At 49.4% G+C, this 23,489-nt stretch carries 25 protein-coding genes; 5 read left to right on the forward strand and 20 right to left on the reverse strand.

Annotated features, from left to right (window positions below; genetic code table 11):
- Positions 1 to 36: 36 nt before the first annotated feature.
- From ygiD to MKQ68_RS08450, 3 genes are all read right to left on the reverse strand, one after another.
- The gene (gene ygiD / locus MKQ68_RS08440) at positions 37 to 870 is read right to left on the reverse strand and encodes a 4,5-DOPA-extradiol-dioxygenase (protein WP_264282908.1); all 834 of its coding nucleotides are present in this window, start codon (positions 868 to 870) and stop codon (positions 37 to 39) included.
- A 70-nt stretch (positions 871 to 940) separates the two neighbouring features.
- A complete protein-coding gene (locus tag MKQ68_RS08445) occupies positions 941 to 1,588 on the reverse strand; it encodes an NAD(P)-dependent oxidoreductase (RefSeq protein WP_264282909.1) in 648 nt (215 codons plus the stop codon).
- Positions 1,589 to 1,661: 73 nt separating this feature from the next.
- Positions 1,662 to 2,069, reverse strand: coding sequence for an Rrf2 family transcriptional regulator (locus tag MKQ68_RS08450; RefSeq protein WP_264282910.1), 408 nt, complete (start codon positions 2,067 to 2,069; stop codon positions 1,662 to 1,664).
- A gap of 115 nt (positions 2,070 to 2,184) precedes the next feature.
- Between MKQ68_RS08450 and MKQ68_RS08455 the strand changes: the two genes are divergently transcribed.
- Positions 2,185 to 3,165: an aldo/keto reductase gene (locus MKQ68_RS08455; RefSeq protein WP_264282911.1), complete on the forward strand. Its 981-nt coding sequence runs from the start codon at positions 2,185 to 2,187 to the stop codon at positions 3,163 to 3,165.
- Positions 3,166 to 3,459: 294 nt separating this feature from the next.
- On the opposite strand, the gene MKQ68_RS08460 is transcribed toward MKQ68_RS08455, so the two are convergent.
- From MKQ68_RS08460 to gyrA, 4 genes are all read right to left on the reverse strand, one after another.
- Positions 3,460 to 4,410, reverse strand: coding sequence for an NADP-dependent oxidoreductase (locus MKQ68_RS08460; protein WP_264282912.1), 951 nt, complete (start codon positions 4,408 to 4,410; stop codon positions 3,460 to 3,462).
- A gap of 199 nt (positions 4,411 to 4,609) precedes the next feature.
- Positions 4,610 to 5,074 (reverse strand): hypothetical protein, encoded by a 465-nt coding sequence (locus MKQ68_RS08465; RefSeq protein ID WP_264282913.1) that lies wholly within the window; start codon positions 5,072 to 5,074, stop codon positions 4,610 to 4,612.
- 337 nt (positions 5,075 to 5,411) lie between these two features.
- A complete protein-coding gene (locus MKQ68_RS08470; protein ID WP_264282914.1) occupies positions 5,412 to 6,665 on the reverse strand; it encodes a tetratricopeptide repeat protein in 1,254 nt (417 codons plus the stop codon).
- 42 nt (positions 6,666 to 6,707) lie between these two features.
- Positions 6,708 to 9,299, reverse strand: coding sequence for a DNA gyrase subunit A (gene gyrA / locus MKQ68_RS08475; protein WP_264282915.1), 2,592 nt, complete (start codon positions 9,297 to 9,299; stop codon positions 6,708 to 6,710).
- 378 nt (positions 9,300 to 9,677) lie between these two features.
- Between gyrA and MKQ68_RS08480 the strand changes: the two genes are divergently transcribed.
- Entirely contained in the window at positions 9,678 to 11,003 is a 1,326-nt protein-coding gene (locus MKQ68_RS08480) for a saccharopine dehydrogenase C-terminal domain-containing protein (RefSeq protein ID WP_264282916.1), read from the forward strand.
- Between the two features lie 80 nt (positions 11,004 to 11,083).
- On the opposite strand, the gene MKQ68_RS08485 is transcribed toward MKQ68_RS08480, so the two are convergent.
- From MKQ68_RS08485 to pdhA, 7 genes are all read right to left on the reverse strand, one after another.
- Positions 11,084 to 11,767 (reverse strand): SIR2 family NAD-dependent protein deacylase, encoded by a 684-nt coding sequence (locus MKQ68_RS08485; protein ID WP_244837790.1) that lies wholly within the window; start codon positions 11,765 to 11,767, stop codon positions 11,084 to 11,086.
- A gap of 29 nt (positions 11,768 to 11,796) precedes the next feature.
- Entirely contained in the window at positions 11,797 to 12,711 is a 915-nt protein-coding gene (locus MKQ68_RS08490; protein ID WP_264282917.1) for a DUF4349 domain-containing protein, read from the reverse strand.
- A 114-nt stretch (positions 12,712 to 12,825) separates the two neighbouring features.
- Complete coding sequence (locus MKQ68_RS08495) at positions 12,826 to 13,233, reverse strand: EVE domain-containing protein (protein ID WP_264282918.1); 408 nt, start codon at positions 13,231 to 13,233, stop codon at positions 12,826 to 12,828.
- Positions 13,234 to 13,249: 16 nt separating this feature from the next.
- Entirely contained in the window at positions 13,250 to 13,969 is a 720-nt protein-coding gene (locus MKQ68_RS08500) for a (Fe-S)-binding protein (RefSeq protein ID WP_264282919.1), read from the reverse strand.
- 39 nt (positions 13,970 to 14,008) lie between these two features.
- Complete coding sequence (gene ribH, locus MKQ68_RS08505) at positions 14,009 to 14,512, reverse strand: 6,7-dimethyl-8-ribityllumazine synthase (protein WP_244837784.1); 504 nt, start codon at positions 14,510 to 14,512, stop codon at positions 14,009 to 14,011.
- Positions 14,513 to 14,551: 39 nt separating this feature from the next.
- Entirely contained in the window at positions 14,552 to 15,271 is a 720-nt protein-coding gene (locus tag MKQ68_RS08510) for a tetratricopeptide repeat protein (RefSeq protein ID WP_264282920.1), read from the reverse strand.
- A gap of 98 nt (positions 15,272 to 15,369) precedes the next feature.
- Positions 15,370 to 16,362, reverse strand: coding sequence for a pyruvate dehydrogenase (acetyl-transferring) E1 component subunit alpha (gene pdhA / locus MKQ68_RS08515; protein WP_244837780.1), 993 nt, complete (start codon positions 16,360 to 16,362; stop codon positions 15,370 to 15,372).
- Between the two features lie 157 nt (positions 16,363 to 16,519).
- On the opposite strand from pdhA, the gene recF reads away from it, so the two are divergent.
- Both recF and MKQ68_RS08525 read left to right on the forward strand, forming a co-directional pair.
- The gene (recF, locus tag MKQ68_RS08520; RefSeq protein ID WP_264282921.1) at positions 16,520 to 17,599 is read left to right on the forward strand and encodes a DNA replication/repair protein RecF; all 1,080 of its coding nucleotides are present in this window, start codon (positions 16,520 to 16,522) and stop codon (positions 17,597 to 17,599) included.
- Positions 17,600 to 17,618: 19 nt separating this feature from the next.
- Positions 17,619 to 17,849, forward strand: coding sequence for a DUF721 domain-containing protein (locus MKQ68_RS08525; protein ID WP_264282922.1), 231 nt, complete (start codon positions 17,619 to 17,621; stop codon positions 17,847 to 17,849).
- A 318-nt stretch (positions 17,850 to 18,167) separates the two neighbouring features.
- Here the strand turns inward: MKQ68_RS08525 and MKQ68_RS08530 are convergent, their stop codons facing one another.
- The 4 genes from MKQ68_RS08530 to MKQ68_RS08545 all read right to left on the reverse strand — a co-directional run bounded on the left by MKQ68_RS08530 (position 18,168) and on the right by MKQ68_RS08545 (position 20,411).
- Positions 18,168 to 18,680: a DUF4252 domain-containing protein gene (locus tag MKQ68_RS08530; RefSeq protein ID WP_264282923.1), complete on the reverse strand. Its 513-nt coding sequence runs from the start codon at positions 18,678 to 18,680 to the stop codon at positions 18,168 to 18,170.
- A gap of 144 nt (positions 18,681 to 18,824) precedes the next feature.
- Entirely contained in the window at positions 18,825 to 19,349 is a 525-nt protein-coding gene (locus MKQ68_RS08535; protein ID WP_244837770.1) for a DUF4252 domain-containing protein, read from the reverse strand.
- A 56-nt stretch (positions 19,350 to 19,405) separates the two neighbouring features.
- Positions 19,406 to 19,909, reverse strand: a complete 504-nt coding sequence (locus MKQ68_RS08540; protein WP_244837768.1) for a PG0215 family putative anti-sigma factor — start codon at positions 19,907 to 19,909, stop codon at positions 19,406 to 19,408.
- A complete protein-coding gene (locus tag MKQ68_RS08545) occupies positions 19,896 to 20,411 on the reverse strand; it encodes an RNA polymerase sigma factor (RefSeq protein ID WP_264282924.1) in 516 nt (171 codons plus the stop codon). Before MKQ68_RS08545 ends, MKQ68_RS08540 begins: the two co-directional genes overlap by 14 nt.
- A 981-nt stretch (positions 20,412 to 21,392) precedes the next feature.
- Here MKQ68_RS08545 and MKQ68_RS08550 point away from each other — a divergent pair.
- Positions 21,393 to 21,710, forward strand: coding sequence for a T9SS type A sorting domain-containing protein (locus tag MKQ68_RS08550; protein WP_264282925.1), 318 nt, complete (start codon positions 21,393 to 21,395; stop codon positions 21,708 to 21,710).
- A gap of 48 nt (positions 21,711 to 21,758) precedes the next feature.
- Here the strand turns inward: MKQ68_RS08550 and MKQ68_RS08555 are convergent, their stop codons facing one another.
- Together MKQ68_RS08555 and MKQ68_RS08560 are read right to left on the reverse strand one after the other, a co-directional pair.
- Positions 21,759 to 22,427: an FAD-binding oxidoreductase gene (locus tag MKQ68_RS08555; RefSeq protein WP_264282926.1), complete on the reverse strand. Its 669-nt coding sequence runs from the start codon at positions 22,425 to 22,427 to the stop codon at positions 21,759 to 21,761.
- A gap of 5 nt (positions 22,428 to 22,432) precedes the next feature.
- Positions 22,433 to 23,488 (reverse strand): ABC transporter permease, encoded by a 1,056-nt coding sequence (locus MKQ68_RS08560; RefSeq protein WP_264282927.1) that lies wholly within the window; start codon positions 23,486 to 23,488, stop codon positions 22,433 to 22,435.
- Between the last annotated feature and the right edge of the window lies 1 nt (position 23,489).

Consider the following 23,489-nt stretch of genomic DNA (forward strand, 5'->3'; position numbering starts at 1 on the left):
CTAATCCAATTGGGAATTTTTTTACGCGAACAGGAATTATACTTTACCGATTTTAACGGAGGTCATCGTAAGGGAGCCCATTACCGCTTTATCATTAAAGAAGTGCGCCTGTTCCTTTTGGCCCTGTAAACCAAGGATGTACATCAGCGGATAATAGTGATCGGGCGTAGGAATAGCGTATTTGGCAGCGGTACCCATCTGCTCATAGTGGATCAGCGGTTGGTGATTGCCATCCGTAATCAGCTGCTTAAACTTGTTATTCATTTCAATCGCCCAGTCGTAGCCGTATTCTGGTTGTTGCATTTTATCCCACGCAATCATGCGCAGGTTATGTACCATGTTACCGCTGCCGATGATCAGCACTCCTTTTTTTCGCAGTTCCGCCAGCTCTTTCGCAAGCTGGTAATGATATTCAGCGGGTTTGCTATAATCGATGCTGAGTTGTAAAACCGGGATGTTCGCCTTGGGGTACATATGTCTTACAACAGTCCAGGTGCCATGATCAAGTCCCCATTCGTGATCAAGGCCCACATGCGTCGATTTGATCAGCTGGGACGTTTCCTTTGCCAATTCCGGGCTGCCGGGCGAAGGATATTGCACATCAAACAGCGCTTGCGGAAAGCCGCCGAAATCGTGGATGGTTTTCGGGTTCGGCATGGCGGTTATTTTTGTGCCCTGCGTTAACCAGTGCGCGGAAATCACTAACACCGCAGTGGGTGTTTCGATCTCCTCTCCCATTTTCCGCCAGCTTTGCGAAAACGGGTTGTCTTCAATGCCGTTCATCGGCGAGCCGTGACCGATAAACAGCACGGGCATTTGCGCCGTGCTGCTAAAGGTGTCGGTGATATTTTTAAATTCCTGTAGTCTCATATTGCTTATCCCCAATGGCAACAAAGATATTGCCTTTAAAAACGTTTTACGCTGCATGAGTATTCGCAGTTTAGTAGGCTGCAGTAAAGCGCGCTTTAATGAATTTGGGCTGCTCAACTTCGTCTGCCAGTACGATTGCCAGGTCTTCTACCGACAAAATACTACGACCGTTTTCATCGAACACCGGATTTTCGGTACCTGTGCGGTATTTACCCGTTCTGCCAGTGGTAATGCCCTGGTGCATTTCAATAGCCGGACTAAAGAACGTCCAGTCCAGGGTTGATTCGCCTTTCAGGATATCGAGGTACTTGCGCGCACCGTTGGCGCCGTTATAGTATTCCTTCGGGAAGTTGGGTGTGTCGATCAGCTGTTGATCGCCTACGTACAGGCTGCCAGCGCCGCCTACTACGATGAAACGCTTTACGCCCGCCTTTTTAGTAGCCGCCTGTATCGCTTCGGAACCTTTAATGAACTCCTGCTCAATATTTGGATTCGTCCAGCCGGGATTGTAGGCGCTCAGTACGAGATCGTTGCCGGCAAGTACGGATGCAGTAGCATCTATATCGAAGATATCTGCCTGTCTTACAGTGAGGTTAGATTTAGCTTCGAGTTTGGAGGTGTTACGGGCGACAGCGGTTACTTCGTGGCCCCTGTTAAGTAATTCGTTCAATACTTGTGTGCCCACAAAACCAGTTGCTCCTATTAATGCGATTTTCATGATGTTCAGTGTTTAATCTTCAGAAATAACAATCTGTATTAAAATATGTTACAGTTATGGGTAAAAAAATAGCTTAGTGAAACTGCCGTACGAATTCGGCAAGGGTCTTTTTACCCAGGCTCTTCAGCAGCGAGGCTTCCGCCTCTGCATAAAGCGCGTCCAGGTGGTCGTTAATTTGCCTGCCCACGGTGCACTCGGGGTTGGGCTCATTTCGATTTTTCCCTAGTAAGGTAGCGGGTTTAACAGCTTCATAAACGTCCGACATCCTGATGCTGTTTGCCGGTTTGGCCAGGGTACTTCCGCCTCCCTTGCCTTCCTTACTTTCCACTAAACCAAAATTGCGCAGATTGGCCAGTTCTTTCCTTACCAGTACGGGATTGACTTTCATGCTGCCCGCTAAATACTCGGACGACACCAACCCATCTTCGCAAGCAAGTAAGGTTAAAATGTGAACTGATATGGCAAATCTGCCGTTATTCATACTGTAATGTTTTTTATTACAGTACAAAGGTAAGTTAATTCTCCGAATCACCAAATTCTGCGCAACGATGGTATTAATTTTGTGCGATAAGGGAACATTTAAAAGAGGAAGAGTTATGGTAAAGAAAAAATTGGGAAATACGGAGCTGTCCTTCGCACCCCTGGCCTTTGGTGGCAATGTGTTCGGCTGGACGGCCGACGAGCAGCGCTCTTTTGAGCTATTGGACGCGTTTACGGCGAGCGGATTTACTTTTATAGATACAGCGGATGTGTATTCGTACTGGGCGCCGGGCGCCAAAGGCGGCGAGTCTGAAACGATCATCGGCAACTGGTTAAAGCAGCGCGGCAATCGCGATAAAGTGATCATCGCCACCAAGGTCGGCTCCAAACCAGGCCCCGGACCAAAAGATCTGTCCAGGAAATACATTATAGAAAAGGTGGAAGAGTCATTGCAACGCCTGCAAACCGACTATATCGACCTGTACCAGTCGCATTACGACGATATCAGCACGCCGGTGGAAGAAACGTTGGAAGCCTACGCCGAGCTCGTAAAAGCCGGTAAAGTGCGTTACATCGGCGCGTCCAACATGACGCCGGAGCGACTGTTGCAATCATTACAGGCCAGCCAGGAGCATGGTTATCCGCGTTACGAAAGCCTGCAGCCACAGTACAATCTGTACGAACGGGAAGGCTTCGAAAAGGCATTCGAGCCGCTTTGTCAGCAGTACGGCCTGAGCGTAATCCCTTACTATTCTCTTGCCAGCGGATTCCTCACGGGTAAATATCGCACGGAGCAAGACTTAAATAAAAGTGTTCGCGGACAGGGTTTAAAGAAATACCTCGATGATCGCGGACTGCGCATCCTGGAGGCGTTGGATTCGGTAGCTGCTCAGTACAGCGCCTCGCCAGCACAAATTGCGCTTGCCTGGCTCAATGCGAAAACGACCATTGCCGCGCCCATCGCCAGCGCTACTTCTGTAGAGCAACTTGAAGAACTGACCAAAGCAGCAGACATTCGTCTGGATGATCTCGCCGTACAGCAGTTGGATGAAGCGAGCAGCTACAACAAAAATGAAGATATCACTATAGGTGCTTAATGGCGTAAAAGCTGATCCAAAAGTAAAATGAACCTATCAGGTACCCGAAAAAAATAGGGCTGACCATTACTTTTTGGTCAGCCCTTTAGTTTTGAATATCTCAAACAATTGACATATCCATACCAGCCAATATTGAGACGACTGTGCTAAGGTTGTTCACTTGATTCGGGCAGATGCATTCGCTTGAACTATTGCGGTCGACGAGCCCCCGCATAATGTGCTGTTTTCGAGTTTACGACATAGCGTCACCATCACTCGGATGTGATAACGCGAGCCGCGTTTGATCCGCTCTTCTTAATTAATAACGATCACCGTTTTCCCCTTCCCTTTGCCCATCCTACTCTGTGCTACCGCCACGGGCGCTTCTTCCAGCGGAATGCGGCTTTCCACTGGTACCTTCAGCGTACCCTGTTGAAGCAGGGAGGTCAACTTCTCCATCTCCTCAACGGTGCTTTTCGTTTCGAAGTTGCCGCCGTGTAGTTTTTGGTCTTTCAGGAAGAAATCGTTCGTTACAAATTTAGTCGTGAGCGTTACCTTGCCTTTTTTCACCTGCTCGCTGAGCGCTTCAAACTTACTTTTATCGTTCACCGTGTCGATCAGCGCATCAATACCATTAGGATGTAATTTCTTCAGCTGCTCGTCCACCGGCGCCTCCATGTAGTTAATTGTTTCTTTCGCCCCCAATGCCTTTACACGCGTTGCTCCTTCTTCCGACGACACAGTGGCGATTACGTGTATCCCGTTACTGGCTGCTACCTGTATGGCAAACGAGCCTACGCCCCCTGTACCACCAACGATCAACAATACCTGTCCGGCGGCTAATTCAGCTGCCTCCACGAGTTGGATCGCGGTCATACCGGCGGTGGGTGCAGCAGCTGCATCTTCCAAAGGAATATTACCTGGCGCGATCGTAATTGCGGCCTTTTCAGGTACCACCACGTATTCTGCATAAGCGCCTTCGCCAACGGGCTTGTGAAGGAATTGTCCGTACACTTTATCGCCCGTTTTAAAGCGCGTAACCCCCGCCCCTACTTCCTCTACCACACCTGCGCCATCATTGCCCATGATCAGCGGGAACACGTGCGGCATATGATCTTTCATGATGCCATCTACTAATTTCCAGTCGTAAGGATTCACGGCTGCTGCAGCAATGCGTATCAAAATACATCCGGGTTTTACTTCCGGTCTTGGCAGGTCCATTAAGAGTGGGGTATCGCCGAAATGTGCTACTGCTATGGCTTTCATGATCGTCTGATATTTTTGGGTTTGAGGTATTAAGTTAATGTTTTTGCGTTATAAAAAGAATGGTTAACCATAGCATACGCTACGATTAACCATTTTACACTATAACTACACACTAATAATGAATGTCAGAGTATTGGAGAAGTGTTAATGCGTTAACGTTGCAGCATGCTGTACATCGCTGCGTCGTCGTGCTATCACGTTACTTCTTTTCTGTTGATCCTTTTCGTGCTTTAGGTGTAGCTGCTCCTGCACGCTGTTTGTAGCCCTGCTCACGGTTTCTTTCGCCGGTTACGGAATGCTCGTGCCGGTCAGTCACCTTGTTCGCTCTCGAACGGCCCCCTGCGCTTTTTATCGCCTCGCGGCGCTGATGCATCGTGGCGGCATCCAGGTCCTCGTCCTCTTCATAGTCTTCGTCATATCCGCTCACAAATGTATCGTCAAAATTTTCACCCTGACGGTCGTCTTCGGCATGGCGGCCCACATTTGTTTCGTCATAACCGTCGTAGTCTTCCTGGTCTTCGTACCGGTTTTTGCGCGCGTCAGTGTCGATGTGCTGCCTGGCTTGTCCATCCTCCTGTACTCGGCGATTGCCGCGATCAACAGTCTGCGGACGGCTGTTCGCCACGGTCGCTTTTCTATTAATGTCGTTTGATTTCGTCGCCATAAAAACAAGGTTTTGGTAGTTAAGAATAGTGAATGGCTCTAACGATTGATCTGTCAATTTCATGCCAATTGCGCTAACGTGTTGTGCTCAAATCAGTAAAGTATGACGGGCTACTGGTTATTGTACGAAATATGCATATCTGAATGGTCTGCGTTACAACCGTTTACAGCCCAGCCGTAGCAAGTGTCTGGTAGATTGTTAAAATCGGGGCAGCCCTCTTACCGGATGAATCGGAACATGCTGCATGCTGCGGCATTTCCACAGGTGGCGAATCTGCATAAACAAAAAAGGTGGCGCAAATGCACCACCTTTTAAGCGAAATATCTTGAGTTGCCGGTTATTCCAGCGCTTTCAGTTTTTTCTTGGTCGCTTCTACTTTATCGTTCATGTTTTTGATAGCGTAGATCTTCGACAATGCAGTCAGGCAGTTGTAGTAGGTTTCCCTATCGCCTGGCTCCAGGTTAGCACCTTTAGCAGTAAAAGAAGCATCGGCTTTTTCGAAGAAAGGCAGGGATTGACCCATCAGCGTTTCCATTTTACCTTGCAGTTCTTTTGCTTTAGGGCCAGTCTGTGATTTGCTGTCCAGCGCGTTCAGTTCTTTGTTGAAAACAACTGCACGGTTGAAGTACAATGCACCCAGCTGGAAGTTAGCGGTAGCGTCTTCCGGATTGATTTCCAGTGCCTTTTTATAAGCGCCTTCTGCTTTGTTCATCAGCTCATCGTAATTAGCTGGTTTAGGCAGGTCAGCACCGTTGTCGCCGCGAGGGTTGGCCACGTTATCTACGCGAATAGCGTAGTCGAGGGTAGCAGCGAAATCGGTAGGATTAGCAGCTACTTTCTTTTCCAGCATATCCAGCAGTTCAGATGTTTTACCGGTTTTAGAGTAGTAAATCATCTCCATATCGTTAAAACGTTTGTCACCTGGGAAGGTTTTCTTCGCGTCTTCGATTGTTTTCAGCCAGTTAGCGTTGTCTGCTTTCTCTTCATACAGTTGAGCGAGCAATACGTAAAGTGCTGGTTCTTTCTCAAATTTCAGGTCTACCGCTTTCTTCAGGTAAGTGAAGGCTTCTTCCTTTTTACCGGCTTGTTGGGCCGCGTAACCAGTGTAAAACACCATTGCAGTATCTGTAGGGATGCTGCCACTTAAACCTTTTGAGTTATAGTAGTTTGAAATTTCGACAGCTTTCTGGAAGTTGACGAAAGCGGAATCCCACTTCTGGTCGTTAAGGCCGGCGTAACCAGCGTTACCTACAGTAGCGTACACGTTAAACATGCGGCCGTTGATCTCGAGCAGCATCTCAGGCAATTTAGCATTCTTATCGATCGCGGTTTTGTACGCGTCGTAAGCCGTTAATGCATCTGCGAGGCTTTTCTTCTCAGTGGCGAGCGCTTCATAAATCTTACCTTTTACGAAAAAGGTTTTCGCATCATCTTTAGTTTTATCGTGCTGAAGTGCGGCTTCAATGTCTGCTTTCGCTTTGTCGTATTCCTTCTTAGATAAACTTTCTTCTGCGCTGCTCACTTTTGCCCTTTGCGCCATTACGGACGCGGCTGCAGAGCAAAAGAGAAAAGACAACATAAGTTTTTTCATGTGGCTCAGGTTTTTTAAATTATGATTAACATTAATTAGATGCTATTCCTCTGTTGGCGCCGGGGCTTCTTCTCCTTCAGCGGCTGCAGTACCTTCTTCTGTAGCTTCGCCTTCTACAGCTTCTGTTTCGATACCTTCTTCGCCCTCCAGTAAGTCTTCCGGTTGTTCTTCCTGCTCGTCGATCCTTGCTACAGCTGCAATTTCGTCTGTTTCGTCGAGACGGATCAAACGAACGCCCTGCGTAGCACGACCCGCTTCGCGGATGTCCGCCACTGCCATACGGATGGTGATGCCAGATTTACAAGTGATCATCAGGTCATCTTTTTCCGTTACGTCCAGGATGGCGATCAGGCTGCCTGTCTTCTCCGTAACGCTGATGGTCTTAACACCTTTACCACCACGGTTCGTAACACGATACTCTTCGATCTCGGTACGTTTACCGAAGCCTTTTTCGGATACAACCAGCACCGTGCGCGTTTCGTCCTCCTTATTAACACAAATCATACCAACAACTTCGTCCTTCTCGTTGTCTACCTCAATACCACGCACCCCGATCGCACCACGACCAGTTTCACGAACGGTATTTTCATTAAAGCGGATGGCGCGGCCACTGCGGATGGCCATCATCATTTCACTGTTTCCGTCGGTGAGTTTAGCTTCCAGCAGCTGGTCGCCTTCGTTGATGGTAATGGCGTTTACGCCGTTCTGGCGCGGACGCGAAAACTCTTCCAAAAGGGTCTTTTTAATGATACCGTTTTTGGTACAGAGCATGATATAGTGACTGTTAATGAAGTCTTTATCCTGCAGATCCTTGATGTCGATGATCGTACGGATCTTATCGTCGGAAGGCAGGGTGATCAGGTTCTGGATCGCGCGGCCCTTACCGGATTTTTCGCCCTCTGGGATCTCGTATACCTTCAGCCAGTAACAACGGCCTTTTTCGGTAAAGAAAAGCATAGTGTGGTGCGTAGAGGCTACGAACAGGTGTTCGATATAATCCTCGTCGCGGGTTTTGCCGCCGATAGCGCCACGGCCACCGCGTTTCTGCTGGCGGTAGTCGTAAGCAGAAGTACGTTTGATATAACCCAGGTGAGAGATGGTGATCACCACATCTTCTTCAGCGATAATGTCTTCGATACGCATTTCGCTCGCCAGGTACTGGATCTCGGTTTTACGCTCGTCACCAAACCTTTTCTTCACATCTTCCAGTTCTTCCTTGATGATTTTGAAACGCAGTCCTTCATCACCCAGGATCTCTTTCAGGTAGTTGATCAGTTTCATGATCTCTTCGTATTCTTCACGGATCTTGTCGCGTTCCATGCCTGTTAAACGCTGGAGACGCAGTTCCAGGATGGCTTTAGACTGTATTTCGGTCAAACCGAAGTTGCTCATCAAACCTTCTTTCGCGATATCCGGAGTAGCCGAGTTGCGGATGAGGGCGATCACTTCGTCCAGGTGATCCAGTGCGATGAGGTAACCGGCGAGTATGTGCGCCTTTTTCTCGGCTTCGCGCAGTTCGTACTGGGTCCTTCTTACTACAACTTCGTGACGGAACTCGATGAACTCGGAGATCATGTCTTTCAGGTTAAACACACGCGGACGGCCTTTCGACAGGGCTACGTTGTTAATACCGTAAGATGTTTGCAGTTCCGAGTATTTGTACAGTTGGTTGATGATCACGTTCGGGATAGCCTCACGTTTCAGGTCGATCACGAGGCGCATACCTTCGCGGTCAGATTCGTCGCGCACGTCGGAAATGCCTTCGATGATCTTATCGTTCACCAGTTGAGCGATCTTCTGGTGTAATACTGCTTTGTTGATCTGGTAAGGCAATTCGTAAATCACCAGTCTCTCGCGACCCGCTTTGGTCGTTTCAGAAGTGATTTTACCTCTCACCACTACCCTGCCACGGCCGGTTTCAAAGCCTTGTTTAACGCCGTCGAAGCCGTAAATGATACCGCCGGTCGGGAAGTCGGGCGCTTTAACGTGTTTGATCAGTTCTTCGATGGTGATCTCACGGTTGTCGATGTAAGCGATACAGCCGTCCACCACTTCCGACAGGTTGTGAGGCATGATGTTGGTTGCCATACCTACCGCGATACCGGAAGCACCGTTGATCAGCAGGTTTGGAACACGTGTGGGCAACACCGTCGGCTCTTCCAGGGTGTCGTCGAAGTTGAGGGTGAAGTCAACGGTTTCTTTATCGATGTCTTCCAGCATTGCTTCTGCGATCTTGCGCAAACGGATCTCCGTATAACGCATAGCCGCCGGCATGTCGCCATCCACAGAACCGAAGTTACCCTGGCCGTCGACCATCATGTAACGCATGCTCCAGGGCTGGGCCAGACGTACGATCGTATCATAGATAGACGCATCGCCGTGAGGGTGGAATTTACCCATTACCTCACCCACGATACGCGCGGATTTCTTATAAGGTTTGTTACTGTTGTTCCCCAGCTCGTTCATGCCGAATAGTACGCGGCGGTGAACGGGCTTCAGGCCGTCCCGTACATCGGGCAATGCGCGGCCTACGATCACCGACATGGAGTAGTCGATGTAGGCCGTTTTCATTTGTTCCTCAATGTTGATCTGAACAATTCTACCTTCCTGTGGATTTTCCGTATTTTCTATCATTATTTTATTGGTTTACAGGTTTTTCAGCTGTAAATTTTGAAGAGCAAATATAACTTATTCAGGCCGTATTCAGTGCGGATTTACCCCCAATGTTGATAAAATCTGGATACTATTTTCACCGCTTTTTTTCGCCCCGCTTTGCAATTATCTAAAATTTTAATGATAAATTCGTATCATCTCCAGTTAAATTTCAATATGCGCATTATGGTTAATGCGTCTTTGCCCTCCACCGGGCAGATGAGTAGTTTGTAACCGCGTGAAAATCAGCTTAAATTGGGCAAAAATATTTTAACATTGCAAAACGAAACGGGATTATGTTTCGAACATTATAGGGTAGTTTAGTTACACCGATAGTTTTTTTAACCATTTTCCAGATTTATGAAGCAAATTCTATTGTTTGGAGCCGGGAAGTCAGCCACTGTATTGATTGATTACCTGCTATCAAACGCTCCACGTCAGAAATGGCATGTGACAGTAGCGGACCATGACTTAATGTTGATCAAATCGAAGATCGGAAAATCGTATTATGCAACTCCCGCAGCAATTGACATCACCAGCGATGCAGCCCGGCAACCGCTCATTGCGGAAGCGGACCTGGTACTTTCCCTCCTGCCCCCTGCCCTGCATATTGTAGTCGCCAGGGACTGCCTTAAACTGGGCAAAAATCTCATTACGGCCTCTTACATCGACCCGGAAATAAGGCAGCTCGCGCCGGACATCGAAAAAGCAGGCCTCCTGTTCATGTATGAAATGGGCCTCGACCCTGGCATCGATCATATGTCGGCCATGAAGCTGATCCACTCGATCGAAAAGAAGGGCGGACAGATCTACGCCTTCAAATCGTATTGCGGCGGACTCGTTTCGCCCGAAAGCAATGATAATCCCTGGCAGTACAAGGTGTCCTGGAACCCACGGAATATCGTGCTGGCCGGCTCCTCAGGCGCCATCTACCGGGAAAAGGGGAAGATTAAAGATATTCCCTACGAAACGCTGTTCGACCAGGCTAAAACGGTTATGGTACCGGGCATTGGCAAACTGGCGTTCTATCCTAATCGAGATTCGCTCAATTACGTGGAAGTGTATCAGCTCGAAAATATACCCACTTTTATGCGGGCCACCCTGCGCTATCCTGACTTTATAGAGGGCTGGAGCGCCATCGTGAAATTAGGGCTTACTGCCGAGGGCGGGCCGTTCAATACCGATAACATGACTTACTTCAAGTGGGCCGCTCAAAAGGTGACGCTTGATAAACACCTGAGCAACGAGGAAAACATCGCAGGCTTCCTGGGCGTGTCCAGCAAGTCGAAACTCATTCGCCAGCTTAAGTTTTTGGGGATTTTAAACGGGGAAATGATTAATTTAGGAGAGCAAACGAACGTGAGCCTCCTGCAACACATCCTCGAAACGAAACTTCGCATGGAGCCTGCCGATAAAGACATGATCGTGATGCTGCACGAAATTGAGTTTGAGCGACGCAACATGGCCACCCGCCTGCACAGCTATATGATCGCGCAAGGGGAAGATAATCTTCGCACGGCAATGGCTAAGACAGTAGGTTTACCCATGGGTATACTGGCGAAACTGATGCTGAGCGATAAGGTTGAATTAACAGGGCTGCACATCCCTGTAATGCCCGAAATTTATAACCCGGTCCTTCGGGAACTGGAAGACTACGATATCAGGTTTGAAGAGAGTTTTGAGTAGAAAGATATTTTCCTATGATAACACTGTCTTTAATACAAAACTAAAATGGAGAAAAGGCCATCCTGCGGGACGGCCTTTTTTTATTGTGTAAGCAATGTAATCAGTTCCTGTACCCCTTCTGTCGCCGGCTTTTCGATCACCTGCACATTGGGCAAACCATGTACCTCCGGCGCTTTTTTGTCGATCACGAACTTTGGTACATGGTCGCCGGCAAAGTCAACCAGTCCCGCTGCCGGATATACGTTAAGCGAGGTGCCGATCACCACGAACATATCGGCTTTCGCTACTTCGGCAGCCGCCCGTTCGATCATGGGCACTGCCTCGCCAAACCACACGATGTGCGGGCGGTACTGTCCACCGTCCGGTGCCAGGTCGCCGAGACGAATATCGTCGGTGTATGGGTAAATGGTATCCTCGTCATGAATACTTCTCATTTTACAGATCTCGCCATGTAAGTGCAAAACATTGGTAGAGCCGGCGCGTTCGTGCAGGTCGTCTATGTTTTGTGTGATGATGCGTACGTCGAATACTTCTTCCAGTTGTGCTAACCCGAAGTGGGCGGCATTCGGTTGCGCATTGCAAACATCGCGGCGGCGCATGTTGTAAAAGTCCAGCACGAGCTGCGGATTTTTATTCCAGCCGATGGGCGATGCCACTTCGTAAATATCATATCCTTCCCACAGGCCATCGCTATCACGAAACGTGCGGAGGCCGCTTTCAGCGCTGATTCCAGCTCCTGTTAAAACTACGAGTACGGGTTTCATACCCGTAAGTTATCGATAAAAACAACAACTTATACCGCCACTGTTTTTTCTTTTTTGAAACGTTTGTAGATGCGTTTGCCCGCGAAGAAAGCCACGATCAACAGCAGCCATGCAGGCCAGGCGGCGGTGACGCCAAGTGCCGCATCCAACACATTATTCCAGCCTTCTTTCAACGAAATGCCTAGTCTGCCGAAGAAGCCCGGCGTGTTATGTACAGTTTGTGCAAACGGTTGATAAAAATTAAGGGTGATGGTGCTCATCGCTACCTGCTGGTCCATGTAACGGAGCGATGCCTCAGCTGCTTCAATCTCTTCACGGGTTTCATTCAGCTTTTCTTCTACCGCAAGTATGTCTTCCACTTTACCTGCTTTCTGCAGAATGGCCAGGTACCGTTGCTCTACAGCTTTGCGGGCGAGCATGCGGGCTTCGGTATCTACATATTGTTTGGTCACATCTTCTGAGGTAATGTTTTTTTCGTCGAGCTGTTTGGCGAAGCCGGCTAATCCTGCCAGGCAGGCGTCGAACTTGTCGGCGGGTACGCGTACCTGCATCGTAGTGCGGGCCTCGAGATCGTTGCGGGTTTCGTTTTCGGAGGAGATGTAACCTTTGTGACCGGTGATCGATTGACGTATCTGCGCTTTGATCTTTTCATAGTTGTCAACGGAAAAGCTGACGGTCGCATTGCGAATGATTTTTTGTGTAATGGTGGCCTGGGGCGGCGCAACTGGCGGGGCTGCCTGTATCGCAAGGTCCGCAAGCGCGTACGAGTTGGCAGCAACCATGTCGTCCTTCGCCTCCAGCATCTGTTTCGATGCCACGGCTGCTTCTTCTTCCGCCCTTGCCGAAGCCGCTACCTGGGCTTCCACCGCAGCCGCCTGTCTTTGGCGGCAACCAGTCAGCACTAAAAAACAAACTAAGGTGATAATCGGAATGCGCGTAATCATAGTATATCGATTTGCTACAGGATGAATTTCGCCGACCGATTCCATAAAGTATGTATAAAAAAATGCCCGACCGCTGCGCGGCCGGGCATCCCCTATCGTCATAAATTTTTCGTCTTACATACCGCCCATCTCCAGGATGGTATTAAACTCCTCTTCGGTGACATTACAAACCGATAACCTTCCCTGGCGGATCAGCGACAGGTTGGCGAGGCGTTTTTCTATCTTCATCTGCGCCAGCGTTACCGGCGTTTTGATGGCCTTCACAGGCTTCAGGTCAACCACTACCCAATTGGCATCGTCGGTAGTAGGGTCCTGGTAATGTTCTTTCGCTACCTTGGCGATGCCCACTACGGCAAGACCTTCGTTGCTGTGATAAAATAGTACCTGGTCGCCTTTTTTCATGGCTTTCAGGTTGTTGCGCGCCTGGTAGTTACGTACGCCGTCCCAAAAGGTCTGGCCGTCTTTTACGAACTGGTCCCAGGAGTATTTAAATGGTTCTGACTTAACGAGCCAATAATTCATGTGATCGGTTTTATAATTACCACCCGCTGGCCAGCACATCGGCAATGTGCATGGTTTTAACGGTGTGGCCATGTTTGCGGATATAGCCATCCAGGTGCATGAGGCAACTCAGGTCGGTGCTGATCAGGTAATCGGCGCCGGCGTCGATAGCGTTTAATACCTTCTGTTCGCCCATGCCAACGGATATCGGTTCAAATTTAACGGAGAAGGTACCGCCGAAACCACAGCAGGTTTCACAGTCGGTCATTTCTCTCATTTCCAGTCCCTTTACGTTTTCGAGCAACTTGCGCGGGCCTTCCTTAATGCCGCATTCGCGTAAGGCGCCACAAGCGTCGTGGTAGGTGCCAACACCGTTGAGCGTGGCGCCCAGGTTGGTAACGCCCAGCTTTTCGGTAAGGAACTCTGTAAATTCGAACAGGTTCTTTTTCAGCAGTTTTACATCGTTATGCGTAGCGGAGTTGTCGAACAACTTACCGTAGTAGTTGCGCACAAAGCCTGTACACGAGCCGCTGGGGGCCACGATGTAATCGTATGTACGAAAGTCTTTTACAAATTTGGTGGCGACGGACTTACATTCGTCGCGGTAACCTGCGTTAAAAGCGGGCTGGCCGCAGCAGGTTTGTTCGGGGTTATAGTTCACATTACACCCCAGTTTCTCCAGCACTTTTACCATGTTGAAGGCGGTCTCCGGAAAGAGCTGGTCCACGAAGCATGGTATGAATAATTGTACGTTCATGGGTGTTTGAGTCGGTTTACTGTCCTGGTGTAGAAAAAACTAGCGGTTGGTCGCTAACTGGCGCTGGTACGCGATCATTTTGAGTGCCGTGATGGCTGCTTCGTCACCTTTATGCCCATGCTCGCCACCGAGTCGCTCCTGTGCCTGTTCCATGTTGTCGACAGTCAATACGCCGAAGATCACCGGTACGGGCAGTTCGAGGTTCAGTTGCAGAATGCCGTCGGTTACTGCTTTACATACGTAATCGAAATGGGGTGTCGCGCCACGGATCACACAGCCAAAGGCAATGATAGCGCTTGGCTGATCGGCCGTGCCGCGGGTGTTCTCCCACAGTTGTTTTACCGCGAAAGGCAGCTCAAAAGCGCCGGGCACCTGGTATTTGGAGGTCTTTTTAATGTTGTAGCCGGCCAGGGTGCGTTCGCATCCCGCTACCAGCTCATTCGTTACGAAATCGTTCCATTCCGTATAGATCATAACAACACTGGCACTCTCCAGTTGGAGAATGCCAGCATCATTCAGTACGCTTTGATTATGTATAGACATACCAGAAATTTCTTAATCACTAAATCCTTGCGCTAAATCCTATTCCTTCACTACACCCAGTCTGGCCAGGTACATATCAACGTTCCTCGCTTCCTGGGAAGTAGGATATTTATCTTTGATCTGTTTGTAGATCTCGATCGCTTCGTCGTTCTTTTTGTTCTTTTCGAGTGCCAGTGCAGCGCGGAACAGGTACAGCGGGCTGGTAAGCTCGTTGTTGTTGTAGTTGCCGGCTTTTTTGTAGTACTCGATCGCTTCTGCATCTTTGCCCAGTTCCATGTAAGCATCACCGGTAATACCGTATGCCATTGACTGTACAAGCAGATCGTTTGCGTTAAATTCTTTCAGCAGGTCGATGCCTTTCTGAAAATCACCCAGTCTTACATAAGAAACACCTGCCTGGTATTTGGCGAGGTTGCCTGCTTTTGTACCACCGTATTTTTTAATCACTTCCAGGAAGCCGTAGTTGCTACCGTCGCCGTTCAGCGCCAGTTTAAACGAGTCTACCTCGAAGTAGTGCTGTGCCGGGAAAGCCATTTCCTGAGCTTTTTGCTCATTAGGGCCTTTCACGAAGCGGTTATAGGCGAAAAATCCGCCAACGATCACTACTACTGCCACGAGGCCGATAGTAATCACCTTTTTGTTTTTCTGGAAGAAATCTTCTGCATTGTGCATGGATGACTCCAGGTCAAAGTCCCTCGATTTCTTAGGACCCTGTCCGGCGCCTTGTGGTTGCTGGATATCTGTTTTGTTCTCTACCATTTGTAGATGTGTTAAATATTTCCGTAAGGAGCGTTATAAATAAAAAGAAGGTTGACGAAGATCCATGCAGATGCACCGTCAACCTTGCTTTTATGGTATTAATCAACAATAAAAGGATAATCCTGCTGTACGTACACGTCTTTCAGCAACTCGTCGTCTGAAGGCCATGGAGATTCTTCTGCAAAGGTTACAGATTCTTCCACTTCGTTCTTCACGCGCTCGTTGATGGCTTCGATTTCTTCTTCAGTAGCCCATTTGTTGGTCTGGATCACTTTCAGTACCTGGTTAATCGGGTCCTGATCACGATATTCTTCTACTTCCTCTTTGGTGCGGTATTTCGCAGGGTCGCTCATGGAGTGACCACGGTAGCGGTAAGTTTTGATTTCCAGCAGGGTCGGGCCACCGTTTTCACGGGCGCGTTTCACTGCCCTGTCAATACCTTCGTGAACCGCTTCGCAGCTCATACCGTCGATAGAATCCGCCGGCATTTCGTAGGCATCAGCCAGTTTATAGATGTCCAGTACGTTAGAAGTACGTTCTACAGAAGTACCCATCGCGTAACGGTTGTTCTCACAAATAAAGATCACCGGCAGTTTCCACAGCATGGCCATGTTGAAGGTCTCATGCAGCATACCCTGGCGGGATGCACCGTCACCGAAGAAGCAAAGGGCTACATTGTCTGTGCCTTTATACTGCTCGGCAAATGCCAGACCTGCGCCTGTACCGATCTGCGCGCCTACGATACCGTGACCGCCGAAAAAGTTGTGTTCCAGTGAGAAGAAGTGCATACTACCGCCCTTACCTTTCGAACAACCTGTTGCCTTACCATACAGTTCCGCCATACATGCCTTCGCAGAAATACCTTTAGCAATCGCCAGCGCGTGGTCGCGGTAAGCGGTGATAAATTTATCCTCCGGGCGTGTAGCTGTCATCGCACCGGCTGCAATAGCTTCCTGACCTATATACAGGTGACAGAAACCGCGTATCTTCTGCATACCATACAGCTGGCCTGATTTTTCCTCGAAGCGACGCAGCAACAGCATCAGTTCGTACCAGTATAGATATGTTTCCTTGGTGAATTTCGTCTTCACGTCCTTAACCTTTTTAGTTTGCACTAGTTTCTAAATTTGTCCGCAAATATAACAGGAAAATCCTAAAAATGTAATATGAATTACTATTCCTGTCAAATTATGCAATTTCATCAAATTCAAGCACTTTTGCATATCGTTCATAATCGAAGCACCAATTTTGCTCCAGGTCAGGAAAATATCACTCGTTCAGTTTAAGAATTACCCGCAACGCGTTTTCGGGTTCGAGAAGCGTATTGTGGGCATTACAGGCCGTAACGGCTCAGGTAAAACTAACCTGCTGGATGCTATATATTACCTCTGCTTTACCAAAAGTTACTTCACCACTACCGAGGCGCAAAACGTCCTGTACAATACAAATGGTTTCCGCCTCGAGGGATTACTCGAGCGCGGCGGCAGTACGGAAAAGATCGTTTGCACGCTGAAAGAAGGTAAAAAGGACGTGGCCTTGAACGACGACAGCTACGACAAATTCTCCCGCCACATCGGCCAGTTTCCTGCGGTGATGATCGCCCCGGACGATGCTGAGATCATTCTCGGGGGCAGTGAAGAACGCCGCCGCTGGCTGGATGCCCTGCTCTGCCAGCTCAATCCCGGCTACCTCGACCACCTCATCGCCTATCAGAAGATATTGTTACAACGCAACGGCCTGCTGAAGGCGATCGCCGAAACCGGCCATAACCAGGATGCGCTGCTCGAAATATTCGACGACCAGCTGGCCGACCACGGTATTCCTGTCTTCGAGGCCCGCCGCAACTTCCTGGGACCGTTCATTCCAAGGGTACAGGCGCTGTACGATTATTTGTCAGGCACGCATGAGGTCGTAGATATTAAATACCAGAGCCACCTGCATGAAGGCGACTTTCGTAAAATGTTGATCCAGCAGCAGCTGAAAGATAAAACCCTGCAACGCACGTCTACGGGCATCCATCGCGACGACCTCCAGTTCCTGCTGAATGGCTACCCGATGAAGTCCAGCGCCTCACAGGGACAGCGAAAAAGCTTCCTGTTCGCCTTAAAGCTCGCCCAGTACGAGGTAATCCGCCAATTTAAACAGTTCCCTCCCCTCCTGCTGCTCGACGATGTGTTCGAGAAACTCGACCAGGAAAGGGTGTCGCGGCTAATTCAATTAGTCAAGAGCGGCGAGTACGGACAGGTTTTTATCACCGACACACACGCCGACCGCCTGCTGGCGGCCTTTGACGGCGATGGGGATATTATCCAGCTTATCCACATGTAGAATTACGTACATTTGCTGTATGCGTTACGGTATTACAAGTATGGGCGACGCCCTCCGCGATTATCTCAACAAAAGCCGCCTGAAACCCAGGCTGCTCGAAGTAAAGATCCAGGAAAACTGGGGAATGCTTATGGGAAAAACCATCGCCCGTTACACCGAAAGCATTGCCCTCATCGACGGTAAGCTCATCATCACCACCGCCGTAGGCCCCTTAAACAGGAACTCATGTACTCGAAAGACAAGATCGTAAAGATCGTGAACGAGATGCTGGAGGAACCTGCCGTAAGGGAAGTAATTATTAAGTAGTCATCTTCCGACCCTCTCTTCAGCCGCCGTTGTGTCACTCACTTGTGCGGCATTTTCGCTATTCAGCTTTCCGTTATGGCGAGCGAAGTGCGGCCAGCCTCGTGTTCAGTCTTCGGATAAGTGATTCGTGGCGCCTGCTTACCAGCCTCGAAGACATCGGCGAAAATTGCTTCATTTTATTCGTCATGACCAGCCACAAAAAAGGCCCGGTGCGCAAACCACCAGGCCACAATTACTATATCTAGCTTGAAAAACGTACTTGTTAATCCATATCCTTAAAATACTTAGCCGCTTTCGCCAGGTCGTTCATGCTGATCTTAGTGTTGAGCGACACCATCACCATTTCGGAGTCGTCCTGTACGAGCATTACCACGCGACCGAGTTTGTTTTCGCTGCCGCGGCTCATGATCTCTACCCGGCTACCGTCGTCGCGAATTTCCATCAGTGGTTCGAAACGTTTGTTTACCAGTTTGGTTTTCAGGTCGGCCACATCTGCAGATGCGATGTTGGCGTTTTCGATGGTGTGAATACGGATATTTTTGATCTTACGCAGCAGGCGCTTCACCTCGCGGCCTTCCCCTTCAAAAGAATTTTTACCGATAAACATACCGGCGAGGCGTAAAGGCACAAAGCCTAAACCGATGGTGAATGTTTCACCTTTGCCCCAATACGATTTGCGAAAATCGCGAAGTACGTGTTTTTGCGCGCTGGCAGAGGTTACAGAAAGCATGCAGGCGATGAAGGCGATGCAGCAGATGGCTAATCTTTTAAGCATACAGGAGGATGTTGGTAAAACGCGGCAGTTGCTGTAGAACGGCGGTAATGCAACAACTGCCGCGTTTCGGGTTAAGGTAGCTGTGTTTGAATACCGCAACGCCTGTAGAATGGCGGTAATGCAAGCGCTGCGGTATTTTGTGTGTTACTTCTTTTTAGGTGCTTTGTCCACCGCGGTCAGTTTATCAAACCCGCTGATGTCCATATCTTTCGCGATAGAAGATATCTCGCTCAGGCTGATGTCGCCGGTGATGGTGAGGGCAACAAACTCGTCGCCGCCTACCAGCATGATCAGTTCTGCAATATTGCCTTTCGCGTTTTCTTTCACCATGAACTTAAGGTTCGTTTCCTTGTCCTTAATCGTCATCAGCTCTTCAAAGTCTTTCGACAGCAGCCCGGATGCTTCGTGGAACAACCGGTTGGCGTCTTTACCACCTTCATTCACCAGGATGCGCAGGCCGGTCAGTTTCTTCGCTACCTGCATCACCTTTTTCGCATCGGGGTCGTTGGAATCGACCTTACTGAACATAGTGAACATTTTAGGCGTGATATTGATGACGGTGAAGCTTTCGTCGTTGGCGTACTTCTGGTAAAACTTGTCGATACTGCTCTGGGCCCACAGCGACGCTGTGGTGAGGGTAAAGGCAAGCAGCATGATTATCTTTTTCATCTGAATTGATTTAATCTTGATTGTAATACTGGTTATATATTGGTTCTAGAACGGTCTTAGTTTGCTCTTACTTTCTCCGATGCCTCGTTGAAGTAAGCGAGTTTTTCCATCTGGCGGGTACCCTTATTCATATTTTTGGCGATGAGTTTAAGGGCGCGCTGCGTTTCTTCAAAAGCCTTCTGCGGGTCCTGGTAAGTATCCATTTTGAGGGCTACGGCACTGGCGCTTTTTTCTTCATACTGATGAATGGAGTAGCCCACACCAAATGCCATGAGCAGAATCGCTGCTACCTTCATCCAATCCTGCCAGAAGGGCCTGATCACCTTAGCGGCGGGCTTTACCGGCTGCACTACAAAAATACTTTCGTCCAGTTGAGGCATATCCAGCTCGAGGCCGGCGGCTGCATGGAAGTACCGGAACATGGGGGCAGCTTCGCGGAGGTCTTCCGGTAATGCGTCCGTATGGCTGGCAAAGAAGTTGCGCAGGTCGGCTTCTTCTTGTTCCGATGTTTCACAGGCCCAATACTTGGCCAGCAGGGCCCTTGTTTTATTGTAATCCATATACATGCATGTTTTGTAGCTGCTCGCGTACCGTTTTACGGGCGCGGTGCAAATTAACTTTCACTTCGTTCAGGTCTATCTCCAGGATGTCTGCTATTTCCTGGTAAGCGTAACCGTCCATATCCCGAAGCTGGATGAGGGTACGGTATTTTTCCGGCAGCGATTGTATTACCTGATGAACTTTTTTCATCGTATCGCTTTGTTCCATGTTCGCGTGCGGGTTCCGCGTGTTGGCCGGCAACTCCCGCACATGGTCCAGGTCGTCCGACTGGCGGAACTTTTTAGACTTCATACGGTCCAGTGCCAGGTTACGTGTGATGCGCATGCACCAGGCTTCAAGGTTCTGCAGTTCATTCATCCTTTCCTTATGGTGCCACACTTTCATTAACGCGTCCTGGATGATGTCCTTAGCATCTTCCTCATTTCCTAGCAGGCGGTAAGCAAAGCGTAGCAGCTTTGGCTTTACGGGCATTACCTGGGAAAGAAATAGTTCTAATGACATAGTACTAGGAAGACGACTGTTAAAATCGTTTGTTACAGAAAATAGTAACTTTTTTTTGATTTTTTTAAAGAGGGTTGATTTTGAAGGGCTTAGGGTGTTTGTGATGTACTCCGCGACGTGGCGGCTCCGGGTGTGAACCTTAACTCCGGATGATTTGACCGGGGTGTAAATCTGCTTTAGCCCCGGTTCTCACCCCTGTTTCAGCATCGCGTCCACTGGGTCAGTCCCGATTATCCCCTGCTTCAGCATCGCGTCCACTGCTTCACCCTTGATCCCTCCCCCTCTTCAGCACGGCGTCCACTGCTTCACCCTCGACTCCTTCCCTCTTCGGGACGGCGTCCACTGCTGCAGCCCACTGGCCGCCTGGTACATCCTAGCTGCATCGTTGCTGCTTCCTTGCTGCATCCTAGGTTCATCTTACGTTCATCCTTCGTTCATCCTTCGTTCAACCTTCGTTCGTGAGCCTAAGTTGAACCTAGGTTGAACGAAGGATGAACCTAGGATGAACCTAGGCTGTTCGAAGGATCCTCGAAGGATCTTCGAAGGATCCTGCACCTATTTTCGACCTGTCACTCTGCTGACACACCGCTGCAGTACGTTCCCTATTTCGTGTTATTGTACTGCTCTGCCCGATTCCGTTCTTTTACGATCAGGAAACCTCGATTTATCTGTAACCCTCTAAATATCCCCTTCATGAAAAGATCACAACTCCTTTTGTTTTCCCTGTTGCTATGCATGTCCGCATTTGCACAACCTACCGGGCATGTGCCGGACGCAGATTTGCTGGACGTACAACGGCCGGGAGCACGGTTATTTTAAGTCGCCGGGTAACGGCGAAAGGCACATCCTGCTATCCTTCACCGGCGACGGACAATACACCTGTAACCAGAATGTGGAGGCGCCGCAGAAGCTGTTCGTAGATAATGACATAACTGGGACGGCCGTACGGTACGCGGGCCCGGCGATACGATCGTTTGGGAGGTGCTGACTATACCCAGGCCGGTTTGGAACTTTGCCGATGTGGTAGATGATGTGAATTACTTTTTCGCCAATATCGCGCCTATCGATACGTCGGAGCACTGGCGCTTCCATACGGTAGGATTCAGTGGCGGTGTTAGCCGGCAACCGGGGGGCTATCGCATCCACATCATCGATTTAAATGGCCGGGTGATCAGGGATGTAAGTAATGTGAAGGGAGGCCTGTACCAGGCAGACGTATCTACACTTAGTAAAGGGATGTACATTTTACAAATACAACATGGAGAAACGAAGGAACAGCGAAAGTTCATCAGGGAATAATCGCCTGTTTATGAGAGAAAAAGCGTCGCAGACCAGGCGGCGCTTTTTTTATTGTTCAAAAACGAGTACTTCCGCCTTGGCTCCCAGTTCGGCCAGGTGCCCGTTCACTTCCGCGATCATTTTATCGGGGCCGCAAACATAGAAGTACTGGTCAAAGTCGGCTACATGTTGTTTCAGAAAGGTGCTGTCGATGCGCGCATGGCCGTAACCGGTTTTCTCTTCGCGGCTGAGCATAAAGTGCGCTTCAGGACCAAGTATGTCGCGCAGTTCATCTTCGCAGATCACGTCTGCAGCGGTTTTATTGGAAAAGAAAAGCGTGTTGCCCAATATCTTATCATCCTTTTTCAGCTGGCGCAAAATGGCCAGGAAGGGCGTGATACCGGCGCCACCGGCAATGAAGTAACCGCGCCCTTTATATTCGATCGCGCCCCATACATCGTGGATCAACAGTTCATCACCTTCGGATAACCTGTGCAGTTGATGGGTAACACCGTTATGGTCGTGGTAACCTTTGATGGTAAACTCCAGGTACAGATTTTCGTTGAGGGAAGTAAACGTAAAAGGCCTTCGCTCCTGCTCCCAGCCAGGTTTATTGATGGCTACTTCTGTGGCCTGTCCGGGCGAAAAGCGATAACCTTCGGGCTTCTCGAAACGGAAACATTTTACGTCGTGGGTAACGGGTGTAATGGAAAGGATTTTTACGATATGTTGTTCCATGGCAGTTATCCCATTTTAATCCTGGGGTCCACTATACTATACAATATATCTGCCAGAAGGTTGATGATCACAAATATTCCGGCTGTGAAAAGTACGGCGCCCATGACTACCGGGAAGTCGAATTTCTCCAGCGCATCTACGGTTACTTTACCGATTCCTTTCCATCCGAAGATGTATTCCACGAAGAAGGCGCCGGCAAGTAACTCCGCGAACCAGCCGGTGATGGCGGTTATCACGGGATTAAGGGCGTTGCGTAAAGCATGTTTGTAAAGTATAACGCCGCTGCGCAAACCTTTAGCGCGGGCGGTGCGGATGTAGTCCTGCCCGAGTACGTCGAGCATAGCGCTGCGGGTAAGCTGCACGATGATCGCGAGCGGACGAATACCGAGTGTGATAGCGGGCAGTACGAGGTTGCGGAGGTTTAGTACCCGGCCGGCAAAGGGATCGATGTCGTACAGGCTGCCCGTCATATGCAGCCCCGTGTAATCGGTCAGCACAAAGCCGAACAGGTAAGCCAGTACAATGCCCGCGAAGAAAGACGGGGCAGAGATGCCGATCACGCTGGCAAATACCGCGCTGGTATCCATCCAGGTGTTTTGTTTTACGGCCGACAAAATACCGAGCGCTATACCGACCACCGTGGCGAACAGCATTGCCGCCAGGGCCAGTACGAGCGTGCCTGGTAAGGCTTCGGTCAGTATCTCCCAAACATCTTTTTTACCCTGGTAAGACCGCCGCAGGTAGGGTGTTTTAAGCACGAGTAAACGGTCGTTGCTCAGTGCACTTATCTGCAGGTAATTAAGATTGGCCTCCGCCTCTGCGCGTGGATGCACGGCGATGGGCGAAAGGTCGTTGAGGTACAATAAGAATTGCACCGGGAGCGGCTTATCGAGGTGCAGCTCCCGGCGCACATTTTCCAGAGAGGCCACATCGGCGCGCTGGCCCAAAGTTAAACGGGCAGGATCGCCAGGCAGTACGTTGAAGAGGAAAAATACCACCATCACTACGCCCAGTAACACTAGCAGCCCGTAAAACAGTTTCCTTAGAATGAAACGCGCCATG

Origin of the sequence: Chitinophaga horti, assembly GCF_022867795.2 — a bacterium.
GTDB lineage: Bacteria > Bacteroidota > Bacteroidia > Chitinophagales > Chitinophagaceae > Chitinophaga > Chitinophaga horti.